Source organism: Sporolactobacillus sp. STSJ-5 (assembly GCF_024385605.1).
Classification (GTDB): Bacteria; Bacillota; Bacilli; order Bacillales; family Sporolactobacillaceae; genus Sporolactobacillus.
The window spans coordinates 1-17,196 of sequence record NZ_JANFOJ010000005.1 but is presented as its reverse complement, the minus strand read 5'-3'; the positions used below and the strand labels follow the sequence as shown (position 1 = coordinate 17,196).

Below are 17,196 nucleotides of genomic sequence, written 5' to 3'. Positions count from 1 at the left end.
TCCTGCTGTCAAAATTGAGCAGTTTATGCTCATACTATTATCGCGAAAACCAGGTAAGAAAAAAAGTAAATCTATCATTAGTTTAGTTTATTCTGATAATAGTGTAAATCCCGGGGATATGAGAAGTGTAAAAAAACAGGTGACCAAAGTCACCTGTGCTGTGGCATTATTTTCGATGATCCTGTGAATGCTCTGCACTGCCGATTTGTTTCAGCTCAATTAAATCATGCTCTAACAGATCAGGATTGTCGGTCAACCCAGCCGCAAGTTCCTTCTGCAAACGACGTGCCATCGGTTTCATTGTGGCATAGGTGATTCCGCCGGCCACCGCGCCCCCTAAGACCGGAACAATTTTCGATACACCGCGAGCGAACGTTCCTTTTGTTATCTTCGCACCGAAGAAGGTAGCAACTTTACGGATCAGCGGATAGTAGATTGTCTGTTCCAGTGCTTTCTGCGGGATACGCTCGAGTGCGCGAGCAGAAAGCTTGGACGACAGCACACGCAGCATCGCACCCGTACCACTGACTCCGAGCATCGCGCCGAGATAAAGAATTAGTGTTTCACGGCCCTTTTTCGTCGCAAGTTCTTGATTGCTCCATAATTCTTCTCGTCCGTAGAGATAGCCGAGTTCCTGTGCAAGACGCAGCACCACCGCATAGAATTGTGTCGTATCGGCGGGAATCGTTGCCGCAATGGCCAAACCGCCGGGAATGCCCGCGGCAAACGACATTGCCGAGCTTCGCAACGTTGCGTTTTGAATCAGCTGTGCTGCTCGTTTCTCAAGTTCAGCTTGTCCAAAATAGCCTGCAGGTCCGATCTCAATCAGCCGTTCTGTATCCTCTTTTGGGAATGACCGTCTGAAAAATTCTTCACGATTGACCTTCAATCCCGGCATCTTCAAAATTACGTCTAGAATTGTATGCGTAAGCTTCGTTGTCTGCATCGTTTGCTCCTTTTTTCATGATTAAATGAGTTTCTACTTAGTAATACTGTATCCAGCGGGGACCCGTTTCATTTGTCCGCGAATTGTCACGTGAAAAAGTTTATTTAATATAAAACACATAAAAATAATCGGAATAATGATTGACGAAACATATCTTGAATCGTACAATCGTTACAACACTGGAAATAATGCGTTGAAATAAGGGTGTTAACCGTTGTTCGTGAGCCCATCCACGGTGGTAAAGGAAGTGAGACAGTCTTGACGATTGACCAATTGAATACCTTTCTAATGGTCGTAAAATGCCGCAGCTTTCATGGTGCGGCCAAAGGACTTTTTCTTTCTCAACCGTCGATCACCTCGCGTATTCAAGCACTTGAGCATGAACTTAACGTAACCCTCTTTGTGCGTCAAGGACGTGGCATTCGATTGTCCGAACAAGGTGAAAAGCTTGTTCCCATTGCGAAGCGGATGGTGAAGATGTGCAACAAAGCACATGAGCTGGGAGTGGCTAATGAAAATGTGCATGATTCATCGGAAATCTAATAAATTTAATTCCGATAAGAAAAGTATTAATTGAATGTTGACAAAGCACATGATACACGTTAAACTATCCTTAATCAAATATTCTTATCTAGAGTGGTGGAGGGACTGGCCCTGTGAAACCCGACAACCAGCACAGTGATGTGCATGGTGTTAATTCCAGCAGAGTGAATCTGAGAGATAAGGAAAATAATGCGAACGGCAGCAGCGGTTATTTTTCTTGATCTTCAAGGAAAATGACCGCTTTTCATATCGCTATGATATGAAAAGATGCCGGATCATTCTTATCGAGAGAGGCGGAGGGACCGGCCCTGTGAAGTCTCAGCAACGGGCTTTTAAAAAAAGTACCGTGCTAATTCCGGAATGAAGATAAGAAGGGGTTTTTAAAATGACAACACAGACAAATGCTTTACAGATTGATGATTACTTAGATTTGTATCTTTACGCGAAGCAGATCCAGGATGTTGAATGGCAGGCGGACATTAAAGCGAAACTCATTGAATGCGTGCAGCCTTCCGATTCTTCCGAGACGCTTGATGAAAAAGAATTACAGGATCAGTTCACCTTTGTTAATCGGCAAATTCTTCATCTGTATCGTCGACTGCACACAGGTGAACAGCAATTGACCGATGCGGTTACAGCAGAACTTTTTGCACTGAAGCATCGCCGCATTGAACTTGGCAAAGAAATTGATCGACAACGTATTCAGAATCAAAGGATATGCAAATAAGATTAGAATGAACGAGCAAGCAACTCATAGAAATTTTTTATCAATCGAAGAGCAGAAAATGGCATGAAGGCAAGCTTTCATGTCTTATTTGCTTTTCACTTATTTTTTGAAACTGTCAAGATGGTTTGAGTAAGGCTGTTTTCCATGGTAAATTTAGGTATGGAAAGAAGCTGTGCACATTTTGTCGTCACGTCATATGTTTTTTTCCCGCAAATCAAATTTTGGAGGGATTTTACAATGGAAAAGATGGACATGATGAACAAGTCAATGATGATGCCGATGAACATGATGATGATGATGGAAATGGATAAGATGATGTGCCAAATGAAATGCATGCAGATGATGATGGAACGAATGTCGGGCATGAACATGATGATGGACGACATGATGATGAGCAAGGATGAAATGATGAGCTGTATGCACAAATGTGACGAGATGATGACCAAAATGATGGATATGATGAGCAAGATGAAATAATTTAAGGCATATTCTTTTGAAGAACTTGCGTTGAAAAAACAGCTGCCCCAATATTTTTTGGGACAGCTGTTTAATTTTGAAATGACTTATAGATTAGTGAGCGATCTAAGCGGTCGACTAACAACTATGATCGCTATTTCTTAAGCAGCTTTACGATGCAATTGATGACGTGCGTTTAGGAGCCGTATGCCTGTAATCACGGCACAGAACGCGCATATTCCGGCAGATGCCAGAAAGACGATGTGCATGCCCTGTAAGAAGATGGATGGATGCCCCGGAACCATCCCGGTCACTTGATAACCGCCAGCTTGCGACATACTGGCAAACAGAAGCGTTGTCGCAAAGGTGATTCCACTGATCATGCCCAAATTCCGGATTAGTGCATTGACACTGCCTGCGCTTCCAAGTTGATTTTTCGGGACTGTCGACATGACAAGTGAATTATTCGGCGACATAAAGAATCCGCTGCCGGCACCGAGCAGAGCAATCAACACACCTGCATAGATGATTGAGCTTTCCCCATTCAGAAAACCGAGACCGATTTGTGCCGCCACGAGCACAAGCAATCCGATAAATGTAAGAATTTCCGAACCGATTTTGTCAGACAGTGCACCGCTGAACGGAGCAATGACAGCCATCATGATCGGGAACAGCATCAGCAGCAGTCCGGAATGGCCCGCTGACAGATGCAGAATATCCTGGGTATAGAATGGCGCAATAATGTTGAAACAAAAGTTGGAGAGAAAGACCAAATAGCCGCAGAAAATGCTGACTGAAAACATAAGATTTTTAAACAACCGCAGCTGAAGCATCGGCTGATCAATCTGCCACTCCATAATGATAAACACGACCAGAAGCACAGCAGAGAGAAAAAGCGATCCCAGAATACGTCCGTCGCTGAACCCTAAATGCTGTCCAAGCAGCAATCCGCTGAACAGGGCTATGATGAATAAGCCGAAGATTGACGTACCCACCCAGTCCAAGCGGCCTCTTGATGCAAACAAATCTTTAGGCAGAACACGCCAGCCCAGAATCATTACCACCAGCCCAATCGGTACGTTAATCCAGAATATATAATTCCAGCTCAACGTGGAGACAACCAGCCCGCCGATTCCTGGGCCGGTGATTGAGCCCAATGAAACAAACGTGCCGATTAAACCAAGTGCCCGCCCGCGTTCGGATCTCGGAAAAATATCGGTTGCGATGCCAAAATTATTAGCCATCGTCATCGAAGCGCCTATGGCCTGAACCACACGACCGACAAGTAAGAAGCTCAAGGTAAGACCGAATCCGCACAGCAGTGATCCAAGAACAAAAAGAGCGGTGCCGATCTTAAAAATGCGAATTTTGCCCAGCATGTCGCCAAGCCGCCCGAAAAGCAGGATAAAGACACAAATCGTCATTAAATAAATCGTGACAATCCACTGACTGCTGGCGATCGGCAAATGCAAATCACGTGAAATCTGCGGCAATGCCACATTGACAATACTCGCATCAAGCGTCGACATAAACGTGAACATATTAATACTGATCAGGATCATCCAACGTCTTTTCTGGACGGTTGGGTCATCCTGATAGGTTAAGGGTTTTGATGTATTCATAAAATCTGCAGCCTCCAGTACTCGTGCTCTGTACAAAGAATAGCATAATTGCTTCAGTAGTGTTCAAGCAAAAGATCCGATTCGGGAAAAGGAGGATTAGAGGTGAAATGGTGAGATATTGTAATGAGACATAAAGATTTTTAGGACAGTGGCACTTATTCTTCAATTTCATCGATTAATGCCACAAAATAGCACAATGTAAGTTGCAGAGTTAAAATAAATAAAAATCGAAATCGTTTACACTCCATACATAACGCCATATCGGGAGGCTCATCTATTGAAGACTATGAAGCTCGTGATCCCCACCATTATCCTATCCTTACTCTTAGGAGGCTGTTCCGTTTTGGATAATGACCAGCAAAGCACTTCAGCAACAAAAAAAGAACAAGAAAAACAATATGAAAGCAGTTTTATAAGTGTACAAAAGTATACTGGTCAGGGCTATTCACTTGATGGTGGCGAAGAAAACGACAAAATTGCAGAAGCTCATCGCAATGAAGTCGTTAAAGCCGTCAAAAAATTCTTTTTAAAGAAATATAAAACGAAAGTCAAAGTTCATAACCTTGTCGGAAACCGAGATGGTGTGACTGTTTTCGTAGAATCAGTTGGTGAACCGAACTTCCACACATTTGCTGTCGTACCCATTTCAAGTAATAAAGAAATTAAGGCAAATGAAGTGTTTTCACAGAAGGGTCAGGTTGAGGATGCAATTAGAAGCGGAATCTATGCCATGATTTATGATAAAGAACTGAAAAATCTAGATCTTTATTTAAGCAATGTTGCCCAAAACCATGCTTTGGTTGGGTTAAGACAAGAAGTGCTGGATAGAGTGACTGCAAGCGGCTACACGACACCTTTTTACTCAATTACAGTTACAGAAAATGCATTTGAAAAGAATTTGAATCAACTCTATTTGAAAAATCCAAATTGGGAAAAGAAAGATTGGAAAGAAGCGTTGGCGAATTCAAAAGTGAATCCAAAATTAATTTTTATTACTCTGCAACTATTTATGAAGGATCAAAATAAAAATCCAGATAGAGAAGCGTTTAATGAAATTGTAGCACATGTTAAAAAAACGGGAGATGTGTCACCTGGAGCGTATAGTATACTTCTTCATAATAATCGAATAAGTAAAAGTAGTGGGAGAGGATCTGAGAATCATATGTTGGAAAGAAGTAATCCAAATGAAATAAATAAGCCCTAGACAAGGAAGGAGAAAAACTCTTATGCCTTTACAAATAGACGGTCATTGCGTTTAGACCAGTTTCATTCTCTTTTGGTCCAATTATGTTTCTAACTGCAAACTGTTTTCCATTAACATGCGCAACCTGATCTTTTGTATATTCCAAATAAGCATGCTGACCTGCTAATTCTACCAAATCTTTATCATTTGGATTTTTTTGTACTTTATTTATTTTTTCAAAGCAAGTTTGGATACACTTGCGGATGCGCTGGGAAATCAAGTATTGGAGCGTCTGAATCGTGTGAGTGATTATATCCATAATGCAAACGAATTTGTTGCGTGTGAGCAGGTATAAACATCTTCTTGAAAAACGGGACTTATTCCTCATTTTCAACGTATAATGCCACAAAATATTCACAGAATGATTTTACAGAGTTAAAATAAATAAAAATCGAAATCGTTTACAACTCCATACATAACTCCATATCGGGAGGTTCATCTATTGAAGACTATGAAGCTCGTGATCCCCACTCTTATCCTATCCTTACTCTTAGGAGGCTGTTCTATTTTGGATAATGACCATCAAAGCACTTCAGCGACAAAAAAAGAACAAGAAAAACAATACGCAAGCCAATTTATGAGCGTACAAAAGTACACGGGACAGGGGTTCTCACTTCCAGGCGGTGAAGAAAACGACAAAATTGCAGAAGCCCACCATGATGAAGTTGTTAAAGCTGGTGAGCAGTTCTTTTTAAAGAAATATAAAACAAAAGTAAAAGTCCATAACCTTGTCGGCAATAGAGCTGGTGTGACCGTTTTTGTGGAGTCTGTTAATGAACCGCATTTTTATACGTATGCGATTGTTCCGATTAACGAAAAGAAAATTGAAAAGAATCACGTTTTCTCAGAAGATAAACAAGTTGAAGATGCTATCGCAAGTGGAATCTATGCAATGATCTACGACAAAGAATTTAATAATTTGGATGACTATTTAAAAATGGTAACAAAAAAATACAAAATTACAGGAATAACTAAAGAAGCAGAGGCTAATGTAGGTGGAGATGGACACAGGAATCCATTCTATTATATGTCAATTGCCAATGAAGCTTTTTCAATTAATGTTGTTGAGCTTTATCTAAAGCATCCTCAATGGAAAAAAAGCGAATGGAAGCATGCGTTAAGCAACGCTACGGCAAATGTTAAACTCCTACTGATTAATCTTGACTTGTATATGATGGCATCTGATCAAAAACCGAATCAAACTGCTTTTCGTGAAATCGTGAAAAAAATAGAAGAAGCAAAAGATTTCCCACCTGGATCGTATAGTGTTTTTCTCCATAATAATTTGATTGAGAAAGATAGTGGAAGAGGATCTGAAAAAGATTTATTAGAGAGAAGTACTCCAAATAAAATAATAAAAGAATAAAAATTAACTTCTGGTGGTTATGATTATGATTGTTATTAAAGACAGGCAAATTAATAAAATCAACAGAAAAACCAATGAGAGAGATTTAGTCGAATTATCTGGTTACGTTGCTTATACCTATAAGAAATATAAAAATGACGTATTCGTATGGGTTAATGGAAAAAGATTTGAAGTTAAAAATCAAATTAAATTAAATGAGGGAGTTGCTGGTTTAAACGCAATGACCATTCAGAATGTCGAAACAGGTGAATTCACAGTTGTCTTTGTGGGTACCGATAAAAAGCAGCCAATGGATCTTATCACTGACATCCAGCTTCTTGGCAGCGCAGAACCGGAACAGGTGAAGGCTGCGCGTGTTTATTTTGATCGGATGAATGAAAAATATGGCGTCCACTCGGTTTGCGGCAATTCCTTGGGCGGAGCGCTTGCGAATGCGGTAGCGGTTCATCATAAGAACGTTCGATCCGTCACACTTGATCCTGCGATTCTTCCGGAAGGCATGGTGAAAACGAATCACGAGTATCAGAATGTCACCAACTATTTCACAAAGTATGATGGTCTGACACGTGGAGAGTTAGGGATAAATTTGGGCGATCGTTTTCCCGGCAGAATCTATCAAATTAACTCTGGTGTTCCTTATTTTTCTAGAGCCTTTGCTTCAAATCATGTGGGTTACAATGCTGATGGTCCGCAATATATCGAGATCGGCAAAAAAGGCGAACCGGGTTACGGAAAAATTGATATTGCTGCCGACGAACATATCGTCACGAGCATTTGGACGGGAGAGCCTTTGTACGGAGGCGGATCCGGACGAATTAAGATTAACAAAGCAAGTTTGGACACACTTGCGGATGCGCTGGGAAGTCAAGTATTGGAGCGTCTGAATCGTGCGAATGATTATATCCATAATGCAAACGAAATTGTCGCGTCTGAGAAAGCGCAAAGAGCGCGTCGCTTGGCAAAGCTTGAAAAGCAATTTGAAACGATTATTGAAGATGGGTTCGCCCGCAGTCCCATGTATCAGGGGATTGCCACGGGCGGATACATGATTCAGAGTGTGCTCGACCATCTGGAACAAAGATTGTTCACTTTAGATGTCTGCATCCGTTCAATCGAGAGCATCATTGTTTCCCCACCAGTAAAAATCGCAAAGTTTATCCCTGCGAAAAATCTTGGATTGTCAGGATTAATCGAACAAGCGCTGCGCTATGTTCATGATTTGCGCCGTCATTTTGATCAACTGGGGCACATTATGTCTAAAATCGCAAAACACGAGATCCCACGTTTGCTTGCGAACGAAGCAACAGGAGCCATTGATGCTGTTGCCGATGCCTTTTATAAACATGAAGTCTTGGTCGGTAAAAATAATCAAAAGCTGCACCATCAGATTGAAGCGTATCGTCAGCAGGTGCGTCAGGTTGGAAAAAGCTTTCAAGCAACGGATATGGCTGTTGCTGCCGGCATTCGCAGCGGTACAGCGCCTGCCAAGCAAGTGTCGGTGCAATCTTCAGAAGTCCAGCTGCTTGAATCGTCGAAGGATTTGCCGTACAAAACGAAAACGAAAGCGGTCCAAATTAGTTATGCCAAAAGCGAGCTGGGCATGGTGCTTCAGAATGAAGTAACACCAATCGTTGCTATAGCTTATACTGCATTGACTGCACTGGAAGGTATTTCAGAAAGTATTTCCGCAGTTTTAAAGATAGCTGGTCATACGATCTGGTACTCGTCTCTTCCGACCATGCTCATCGGATTATTTACTGATTGGGATGATCAACTGAATCGTAAAATTCGAAGTGCCACGGGAACCCTAGATGATTTTGCAGATACTGTTCATGACTTGCGCAAGGGTATAGCCGCCATGCATGCCTATCTCCCGAACCTTGTCTCAGCGTATGCGCCCTTTATTGAAAACGCTATATTCAACAACAGCCGCTATGCCGATGTCATAACCTATAATGGTGCAGCTGCGGACAGTCTGGAAGAAATGGAATTACTGTTCACAGATATCGTTCGTCAGTTTTCCAGTCAAGAAGCAAAAGCCATAAATGCACTAGAGTCCCAATCGAAGAAGATCTTGAAAAATATTAGCCGACTTCGAAAAGACGTGCAGCGCGGCGCATAAGAAACCGACTGAAAAACGAGATTTGTCATGTGTTTACATTACTTAAACCCTAGCCATATTCATACGATCAATAAAACCTCAATCACCTTTGGCAGCGAGGATGTTCAAAATCCTTCTCAGTTAGGTATCTTTCTTCAATTAATTAGTTCATTTCCAGTTCGTTTGAGATTCATAAATTACATGAACCATTCTAAGAACGTATCTAAGTTGAATGGTCATGAAAAAGGCCCTCTCCATTGTTAAGTCAGACTGTGCGATCTTTCTGATTATCCACAAGGAAGCTACGAACAATTTGTGCAATGAAGCGCATGTCCGTCTCAGTGTAGCGTTGATCAATCGGCAGCGCGATCAGATTTTTAGCCAACCTATAATCGAAACGTGTAGAGGCGACGCGCGACAACACTTCCTGCCAATAATCATTGGCATAAATGTGATGTTGCAGTAAATAATCCTTTAACTCCTCACCGCGATCAATGAAGAACGGGTAGCACATCGGTCCGTTCACATTGGTGAAGTCTGCACGCAGTAGATTGTAGGTGCCGATTTGTTGGTGAAGAAATCGGAAGTTCTCATTTCGAATGGTGCGCACCTGCTCATAATCAACACTCATCAACAGTCGCTGAGTCGTTCGCGACATTGCGTGCATCCCACATGTATCTAAATAGGCCTCATTTTGTTCGAACAGCGGCTCGGCGGAGACACTCCCTAGATCAATTTGCTTTAACAGCGCATCGCACCGATAGTAGGACGGATCACGTTCCAGTTCAAGCCGTTCTTCGGCATCGGTATACAAGTAGCCGCCATCCGGAACGCCAAAAAATTTACGTGGCGAATATAGGGTATCCACACCCAACTGCGGTCGATCAAAAAACGCCTGCGTATTGTCAATGATTACATTCGTTAGATTGCGGCAAACTCTTTGGACATTCGCGTTGTTCATGCCGTAGTAATTGACATAAAGAAAGCAGGCATTGTCCTCCGGCACACGATTAAAAACTGGAGCGAAGTGCTCATCAATAGAGTAGAACGTATAATCAATGTTCAGTCGCTTAATCGGTTGAAGCACACTGTCACAGATATAGGCCGGCAGATAGATTTTTTTGTAGTGACGCACGCGCAGTACGTATTCGAGCGCGTAGCGCGCACTGTTCAGGCGCAGTGCCTGGCTGTGGTACTCGCTTCGCATGGGTAGTTCAAGAGAAAAGAAACCACCGATTATTTTTTGCTGATCAGTCATGTAATCACCTTACCCTATCCTTGCGCATTTCCATTGAGCACGTCAACTATTTTTTTTAATGAAAAACTCCGGCGGGAACCGGAGTCTAAACTTAGTTTTTTGTATAAATAATTTGTATTTAAAATCAAGACGATTGCTGAAGCGATTTCAGACAGGCATCAGCTTTTTCCTGATTGAATTTACCCTCTGATTTGGACATAACCACAGCAGCCAAACCGTTGCCGACAACATTGACAACCGTACGAAGCATGTCCAGAATGCGATCAATGCCGGCAATGAAAGCAACACCTTCGAGCGGAAGCCCCATTGTTCCCAGTGTAGTCAGCAGCACAACAAACGACGCGCCGGTTACACCTGCCATCCCCTTAGATGTCAGCATCAGTACAACGAGCATCGTCAGCTGATGGGCAAGAGAGAAGTGGACGCCGTATACTTGGGCGATGAACAGCGCGGCAATGGATTGGTAGATGGCCGACCCGTCTAGGTTAAATGTATAACCGGTTGGAATCACAAACGATGTGATCGGTTTCGGACAGCCGAATTTCACCATTTTATCCATCAGTTTCGGCAGAACCGCTTCGGAGCTTGCGGTTGTAAACGCCAGAAACAGTTCGTCCTTTAAGATACGGAACAGCGAGAAGATATTTATTCCGGCAAATTTTGCAATCAGACCTAAAATGACTACGACAAAAAAGATCATCGTGCCATAAATGACAAAGACCAGTTTTCCGAGTGGAATCAGCGAAGCAATTCCGAACTGAGCGACGTTCACCCCGATCAGTCCGAATACGCCGAATGCGGCAAATTTCATGACCAGGTTCGTCACCCAGTACATCGCTTCCAAGACACCGCCGAAGAAGTTCAGCACCGGCTTGCCTCTTTCACCAATTGTAGCCAGCCCGATTCCGAACAATACGGAGAAAAAGATCACCGGCAATAAATCGCCATTGGCAAGCGACTGAAAGACGTTGCTTGGAATAATATCCACAAAATGATTGACAATACTTGAATGTTCAGCTGTCTTGGCCGTCTGTTCATACGTCGATATATCGCTTTTCGCCAAATTTGATAAATTGATGCCACCGCCAGGGTGAAACACATTGGCTGCAATCAAGCCGATTCCGAGCGCCAGCGTTGTTACAATTTCAAAATACAGGATTGTTTTCCCGCCAAGCTTTCCCAGCTGTTTCACATCGCCGACACTGGCAATTGAAACAATCAGCGCCGATACGATAATCGGGATCACGATCATCTTGATCAGATGAATAAAAATATCGCCAAACGGTTGGAGAATCGCCATCACTGTTTCATTTCCATAGAAAAGCGCACCAACCAGAATACCAAGAACAAGCCCTGTAAAAATTTGGGCCGCCATACCAAATCTCTTCAATTCAAGAAACCACCTTTACTGTTTTCTCTATCTTTATTTCTCTATATGAAAGAAACGAGCAAGAACCTAGAGCGTCATTCAGACATGATTCTTAAGTAAAACGAACTGACCGGAGAACGTTTCGCCAAAATCTGAACGACCAAATACCGTTGTCGAAAAAATGTGATTGCATCGAACTTTCATTATACAGCATCAACGCAAAAACACGAACGTTATATTTATCCAGTGAGAAAGAGCTTAATTCGTTTCGCAGCATTCAAAAAATCCGCCCACGTGTCGTTCTTGAGCGGATTAATGGATTTCATTGTTTAAAAAGGGACAATCAAGGCTGGTTTTCAACAAATTCAACTAAGGATTCCCATGCTTGGTTCCATTTTGGCAAGTCATGAGAAAGGCTGCAGATGATCCCGAGCTTTTTACATAATAAGAATAACGCATGATAGAGGTGATCATCGGCTACAAGTATGCCACTTGGACGCTGCGCCGTTTCTTGAATCATATTTAAAAGGAATTTTTGGGCTGTGCGCACATAAACGGACTGTTCATTTACTTGATCAGGCATCACTGAGGCATGAAGCAGCACTTGTTCGTTCGTGTGATCGACAGCGAATTCAATCCAAGGGAAAATCGGCCGCTCGTCACTTTCTTGTGCAACAGGAAACGGTGCGAAGCTGCCTCCAAGTTCCACCCATGATTTATTTTGGCGAGCCGTTTTCTTGATTCGCTGAAGATCAATGGCATTGGTCAGTGGTTCGGCATGATGCCATTCACGTTGCTTGCTCGCCGGCTCAATGGTAGCATCGACCGATTTCTCATTGTCATGATCATCCAAAACATATTTTCTAAGAAACCATTCATGATCTTGGTAAAAAGGAAACCGCGCAGCACGATCCCGATAATCAAGTGCAAGATCTGAAAGCTTCTCAATGATCTCAGCGAATAGAAGTGCCTCTTCGCCGCGCGGTATCCAGTTCATATAGCCGGGTGTTTGAACACGCAGCATCGGCCAATGATCCGCATGTTCTAGATCCAAACCCAATAGACTGAACAGTGCCCGATCATCTTTCGGAAACGTTCCGCGCCTGCACAGCGAGAGATGGAACACTTTGGCAGTTAATGTTGTGTTAAGAGAAGCATCCGATTGTGCGAAGAGGCGATGAATCATTGCCAATCCCTCATCTCCGGCATAGGCAACAAGACCGAATTCATTACCCATTTGACCAAGGACGCAGCAGTACACGCATTCCGGACGGTTGGGAAGGTCAAGTACAATAACCTGATCGGAATCCAGCCATTGCCAAGGCTCAAGATCCGCAAACCTTTCCGAAGCACGCAAGAGATCGAACCAATTCTCTTCATCTGAAGGATCAACATTAAATGGAGATAGGTCTTTCTCATCGTCATCGAGCTGATAGATGCTCAAGCATTCAGTAAGATCCTCAACAGCCTCTGCCTGATTTCTTAAAGGATCATCAAGATATGTCCCATCTTCATCCATTAATAAGTCGTTCAAATAGGGAACCATTGCCCGACTACACCCAACACAGCGAGGCACGGGCTGCTCATACTCATCCTTAATCGGTTCAAGGAGGATTTCCAGCCGTCGGCTATGATCCGGAGTGGAACAGTGGCCTTTGTCACCAGGTTCAATGAGAAAATCAGAAACCAAATAATGAGTGTCATTCAGAGCATCCGGACCAAATTCGGTCATTTGCCCATACTCCTCATCAAAGACTCCGAATACCACATCGGTTGTTGCAGAGCGGAGCGAATACCCGAGATGTTTTGGTAATTTAATAGACGACTCATTATAGTCAAAACCAAACAGTTCGTTGATATAATTATGCAGATCCGAAACGGTAATCATACTGTCCGCTTGGATCCTTGCCCAAACAGGAGGCTTACTGCCTTTTATCGAGATTTTCAATTGAATGTTCATCAGTGTGTCCTCCAAAACAGAAAGTGATAGGATGACTTTGTTAAGTTGCACCCTTTTTGCTGCACAGTCCAAGTCCTCATCGCCTTAACCCAATTATAATGAAAATAGGCGAGTTTGGACAAGTGCAGGTCATACTTACTTGCGGAACCTTCCGTTTTCCTCATTTCCTACTGATTTCTCATAAATAGGCACGAGTACTCACTTTTCTATAGATTCGACGCATAATTTAGGTATACCATAAATAGATCGATCAAATATTACAATGTGATGGTTTGAACGTAACAATCGATGGAGGTGTTGAATCATGAGTCATGATTCCGAAAATCACTTAGAAAAAGACTTAACCTTGATGTTGCTGTATTTGACCTCATGGGAAGAAAAAGAATACGGCGAAACATATCGGCGCAGCTGGAAGGGCTACGATTTTGATCTTTTAAATGAGTTGGGTGATGAGAAATTGATAAGCGGCAGTAACAAATCTAAATCTGTTTATCTCTCGGAAAAAGGAGTGGAAGCTGCGAAGAGATTGCTGAAGAACTATGGGATGAGCGGTCAAGAAGATAGATGATGGATTTCGCAATCGGCTCGTACGTGATATAAAAAAGAAAAATGTTCGTTCCTGTTAAAGCGGACGAATGCTCAAAAAGCATCAAACGGATTCAGATCCTCTTTTTTTAAGAATGCATTGATGTGAGCTACAAGTTCCTCACGTGTCTGAGTTGGGACGTATACCTGAACGAAGTCTCCTTCCAACGGATCGATGAACCAGGGTTTATTTTGGGCAATGAATTCACCTAAATACTTGCAAACAGTGGTGCATCTGGGATAATCAATCCCCTTCTCAGGTTGAATGATTTGTTCAATAAAAAGATTAAACATCATTGTACGGACATCATCTTGGTAGGTGTCATTTCCCATATATCCACAATTGGAAAAGCATTGGGTTAATGTTGCCCTTTTGTGAAACGCAGATGTATCTGAAAAAGCAACCGGATTGTCCCGGCTACTCGTGAAAAGCTTAAAATGGTGCAACCCTTTTTTTGACAGATCAAATGCTTCATCAAGATCATCTTGCAAGGTCGCCAAGGTTGTTTCCCCATCCAATTGCAGACGAACCCATATTAAAGGACTCTGGTTTTTTAAAACAATTTTTAATTGATAGATCATTGATGACCACCATCTTTTGAGTGTACGTAATTTTGTACGTGCGGATTTTCTCGCAAGAAAGGGAAGAGTAATTGATTTACCTCATCCTCTGAATTTGATTCAACTAGTGTCGATCACTCATGATCTTTGTCTCTAGTTTATCGGGCATGTTTTCTTTTCTCCATAAACTTTCTGCATCTAATAAACGTTCTTTTTCTGTCTGCACAATCAGGTGATCAATCAGCGGGGAAGGGGTGACAGCAATAGGTTTACTAGTCCATTCAGAGTAAACGTTCAAAAAAGAGAATATTTGTTCTTGTTATTGCGGATTTCATGGTACACTAATTAAGACAGCAAAAGCTCATGGGCGGGTGCCGTGCCTCTCTTTTGATGGAGGGAGGTGAGGCCAATGACGACATATGAAGCATGTTCACTAATGATCCAATTTGCAATGCTCGTGCTGATTATCGTGTCGTCAAAAAACAGAAAATAATCCGCCCATGACTTCCCCAAGCCAAGCGGATTATTTTCATAATTAACGTTCGGTGCGGTAGCTGCCTTTGAAGCAGTTTGTTGTCACCTTGCCGCCGATGTTCGACCATCGGCGGCTTTATTATATGCACCTTTTATTATAGTATAAACGATTCGAAATGATTTAACCATATCTGAGCTGTCATGAGATAACAATGATTCAGGCTGGAGACGATGAATCATTCGACATTTAACGAATGAAAAAAGGCGTCAAGAATGGGACAAACAATTTTTTAATTAAAACGAACGGAGGACACAATGGTTCTGATTAGCAGTAGGTGATCAGAGGTCTTCAAAGATCAATAAAGAAGTTCATTGCATTCTAAAATGCAACGCTACTTACCCCAATACCGAGTCAATCCGGGATAAGTAGTAAGAACGACAATCACCGTCAGCAGCAATGGCAGCCAGACGGCTTTTCTTTTATTCTTCACTTGTTTGATCATGAGGAGATAAATGATCAAACAAGTGAAGAATGAACGGGGGCATGCCATACCTGTGGAAGAAACGTCATTAAGGCTGAGAGTACGATAATATAAATAAAGATTTTCATCGTAAAAAAGGACACCACCCATTCGCATCTTTGATAAGATTAAGTTTACCATACAGCGAAAATCTGACTTCCGAAAATCAATGATTAAATTTTTGCCAAAAAGAAGGAAATAAGTCATATACTGACGAATAATAGGCATAAAAATCTACTGCGAAAGTTGTGATTCGATGACAGTGGCTGAACTCCATGGCAAGATCCCAACGCTTGAAGGACGGGAAGACCTGCTGACCTCTGATGTTTTTTCCACATTTCGTTACTTACCCGTAAATCTAGGACTCATTCCATTTCTCAAAAAGGCAATCCATGCTCAGACTGCAAAACCAATCCACAATTTTTTCAAGGATAGCCTAACAGTTGACTACGTTTTCTGGCCAAAGACTACCTATTACAAACGCGAACCGGATTTGGTTCTCTTAATCACACGCAAGACGAAGCCGCCGATCGCCATAATAATAGAAGCAAAAGATTACAGCGGCCGTCATGATGCAAACCGAGAGCAGGCTGCAAAGGAACTTCAAGCGTTACAAGGCGACCAATTAGCCGAGCAATATGTCGATCTGATGAAAAATGAGATAGACCTCAACAAGCAGCAAAAGCAGATGCTGCAAGAGGCTGACCATCGTTTTCTCCTGTTTGTCACCGCGCACGATGTCCTACCAAGAAAAATTACCGATGATTCAATCAACAAATTAACGAAGCAAAACTATAAGGGGGATCATCTTTACTGGATCAACTGGCAGGCGGCTTTTGATGTCGCAAACGAGGCGCTCGCGACACAAATACTTCCGGATGAACAGCGCTTCATTCTTGAAGATCTAAGAGATTTGTTGCTTCGAAAGGGACTTACATCCTTTCAAGGCTTTCATCTGCCAGCCAAGCTACTTCAACCGAAACACTACTTTTGGAGGGACGAACAATGAGCATTGGAGAAGAAATGAAAAAAGTCTACGACGAGATGGTGATGGTGTACACAGAAACTGGCCGTCTGATTGCAGTGATCGAAGGCGAATTCGCCAAAAAAGGCTGGACAGCAGTTGGTGATCATGGAATTACATGGGATACTTCCAAAAGTTATGAGTATCCAAATTTTTGGTTCCCCTATTTCATGCAACGCGTCTACACAAAGGACAATGTTAAAAAAGGAGTGGCAATTAACATCCTCTTCGATGGACTGGACGAAGATCATCAAATCGCTTATCCCATTATTTCATGCGCAGTTGCTGAGCGAAAAGATAGCGGGAAATTAATTAAATGTAACGGAATTTTATGGGCCGGATCACTAGCGTTGCATAAATATTGACGAATTATTCAGAATTTGTATTTTTTCTACCAAAGCCAAAAAAGTTAATGTCCACCTAAAAGGTGACTCGATCCA

General features: G+C 42.3%; 17 protein-coding genes and 2 riboswitches. Of the genes, 10 read left to right on the top strand and 7 right to left on the bottom strand.

Annotated elements, in window-relative coordinates; all coding sequences use genetic code 11:
* Positions 1-166: 166 nt before the first annotated feature.
* Positions 167-946: a hypothetical protein gene (locus NOM01_RS06535; RefSeq protein WP_255747472.1), complete on the bottom strand. Its 780-nt coding sequence runs from the start codon at positions 944-946 to the stop codon at positions 167-169.
* Positions 947-1,204: 258 nt separating this feature from the next.
* On the opposite strand from NOM01_RS06535, the gene NOM01_RS06530 reads away from it, so the two are divergent.
* From NOM01_RS06530 to NOM01_RS06520, 3 genes are all read left to right on the top strand, one after another.
* The gene (locus NOM01_RS06530; RefSeq protein WP_255747470.1) at positions 1,205-1,489 is read left to right on the top strand and encodes a LysR family transcriptional regulator; all 285 of its coding nucleotides are present in this window, start codon (positions 1,205-1,207) and stop codon (positions 1,487-1,489) included.
* Between the two features lie 81 nt (positions 1,490-1,570).
* Positions 1,571-1,673: riboswitch (SAM riboswitch) on the top strand.
* A 94-nt stretch (positions 1,674-1,767) separates the two neighbouring features.
* Positions 1,768-1,862: riboswitch (SAM riboswitch) on the top strand.
* Positions 1,863-1,874: 12 nt separating this feature from the next.
* Positions 1,875-2,216 (top strand): hypothetical protein, encoded by a 342-nt coding sequence (locus NOM01_RS06525; protein WP_255747469.1) that lies wholly within the window; start codon positions 1,875-1,877, stop codon positions 2,214-2,216.
* 237 nt (positions 2,217-2,453) lie between these two features.
* Positions 2,454-2,693, top strand: coding sequence for a hypothetical protein (locus tag NOM01_RS06520; protein WP_255747467.1), 240 nt, complete (start codon positions 2,454-2,456; stop codon positions 2,691-2,693).
* Positions 2,694-2,833: 140 nt separating this feature from the next.
* Here NOM01_RS06520 and NOM01_RS06515 read toward each other — a convergent pair whose 3' ends face one another.
* Positions 2,834-4,294 carry an MFS transporter gene (locus NOM01_RS06515; protein ID WP_255747465.1) on the bottom strand — a complete coding sequence of 487 codons (1,461 nt, stop codon included), beginning with the start codon at positions 4,292-4,294 and terminating at the stop codon, positions 2,834-2,836.
* Positions 4,295-4,637: 343 nt separating this feature from the next.
* Here NOM01_RS06515 and NOM01_RS06510 point away from each other — a divergent pair, with 343 nt between their 5' ends.
* Positions 4,638-5,498, top strand: coding sequence for a DUF1672 family protein (locus NOM01_RS06510; RefSeq protein WP_255747464.1), 861 nt, complete (start codon positions 4,638-4,640; stop codon positions 5,496-5,498).
* Between the two features lie 28 nt (positions 5,499-5,526).
* On the opposite strand, the gene NOM01_RS06505 is transcribed toward NOM01_RS06510, so the two are convergent.
* Complete coding sequence (locus NOM01_RS06505; RefSeq protein ID WP_255747462.1) at positions 5,527-5,757, bottom strand: hypothetical protein; 231 nt, start codon at positions 5,755-5,757, stop codon at positions 5,527-5,529.
* Positions 5,758-6,045: 288 nt separating this feature from the next.
* On the opposite strand from NOM01_RS06505, the gene NOM01_RS06500 reads away from it, so the two are divergent.
* Both NOM01_RS06500 and NOM01_RS06495 read left to right on the top strand, forming a co-directional pair.
* Positions 6,046-6,903, top strand: coding sequence for a DUF1672 family protein (locus NOM01_RS06500; protein ID WP_255747460.1), 858 nt, complete (start codon positions 6,046-6,048; stop codon positions 6,901-6,903).
* A gap of 25 nt (positions 6,904-6,928) precedes the next feature.
* Complete coding sequence (locus NOM01_RS06495; RefSeq protein WP_255747459.1) at positions 6,929-9,025, top strand: SA1320 family protein; 2,097 nt, start codon at positions 6,929-6,931, stop codon at positions 9,023-9,025.
* Positions 9,026-9,269: 244 nt separating this feature from the next.
* On the opposite strand, the gene NOM01_RS06490 is transcribed toward NOM01_RS06495, so the two are convergent.
* From NOM01_RS06490 to NOM01_RS06480, 3 genes are all read right to left on the bottom strand, one after another.
* The gene (locus NOM01_RS06490; RefSeq protein WP_255747458.1) at positions 9,270-10,262 is read right to left on the bottom strand and encodes a hypothetical protein; all 993 of its coding nucleotides are present in this window, start codon (positions 10,260-10,262) and stop codon (positions 9,270-9,272) included.
* Positions 10,263-10,386: 124 nt separating this feature from the next.
* Positions 10,387-11,652, bottom strand: coding sequence for a cation:dicarboxylate symporter family transporter (locus tag NOM01_RS06485; RefSeq protein ID WP_255747457.1), 1,266 nt, complete (start codon positions 11,650-11,652; stop codon positions 10,387-10,389).
* A gap of 322 nt (positions 11,653-11,974) precedes the next feature.
* The gene (locus NOM01_RS06480) at positions 11,975-13,591 is read right to left on the bottom strand and encodes a plasmid pRiA4b ORF-3 family protein (protein ID WP_255747455.1); all 1,617 of its coding nucleotides are present in this window, start codon (positions 13,589-13,591) and stop codon (positions 11,975-11,977) included.
* A gap of 304 nt (positions 13,592-13,895) precedes the next feature.
* Between NOM01_RS06480 and NOM01_RS06475 the strand changes: the two genes are divergently transcribed.
* Entirely contained in the window at positions 13,896-14,159 is a 264-nt protein-coding gene (locus NOM01_RS06475; protein WP_255747454.1) for a DUF6429 family protein, read from the top strand.
* A gap of 71 nt (positions 14,160-14,230) precedes the next feature.
* Here the strand turns inward: NOM01_RS06475 and NOM01_RS06470 are convergent, their stop codons facing one another.
* Positions 14,231-14,758, bottom strand: coding sequence for a plasmid pRiA4b ORF-3 family protein (locus NOM01_RS06470; protein WP_255747452.1), 528 nt, complete (start codon positions 14,756-14,758; stop codon positions 14,231-14,233).
* A 388-nt stretch (positions 14,759-15,146) separates the two neighbouring features.
* Between NOM01_RS06470 and NOM01_RS17210 the strand changes: the two genes are divergently transcribed.
* The 3 genes from NOM01_RS17210 (at position 15,147) to NOM01_RS06460 (ending at position 17,121) form a co-directional block, all read left to right on the top strand.
* Entirely contained in the window at positions 15,147-15,230 is an 84-nt protein-coding gene (locus NOM01_RS17210; protein WP_370645969.1) for a putative holin-like toxin, read from the top strand.
* 758 nt (positions 15,231-15,988) lie between these two features.
* Positions 15,989-16,741, top strand: coding sequence for a hypothetical protein (locus tag NOM01_RS06465; protein ID WP_255747451.1), 753 nt, complete (start codon positions 15,989-15,991; stop codon positions 16,739-16,741).
* Positions 16,738-17,121 carry a hypothetical protein gene (locus NOM01_RS06460; protein ID WP_255747449.1) on the top strand — a complete coding sequence of 128 codons (384 nt, stop codon included), beginning with the start codon at positions 16,738-16,740 and terminating at the stop codon, positions 17,119-17,121. Before NOM01_RS06465 ends, NOM01_RS06460 begins: the two co-directional genes overlap by 4 nt.
* The last annotated feature ends 75 nt before the right edge of the window (positions 17,122-17,196 follow it).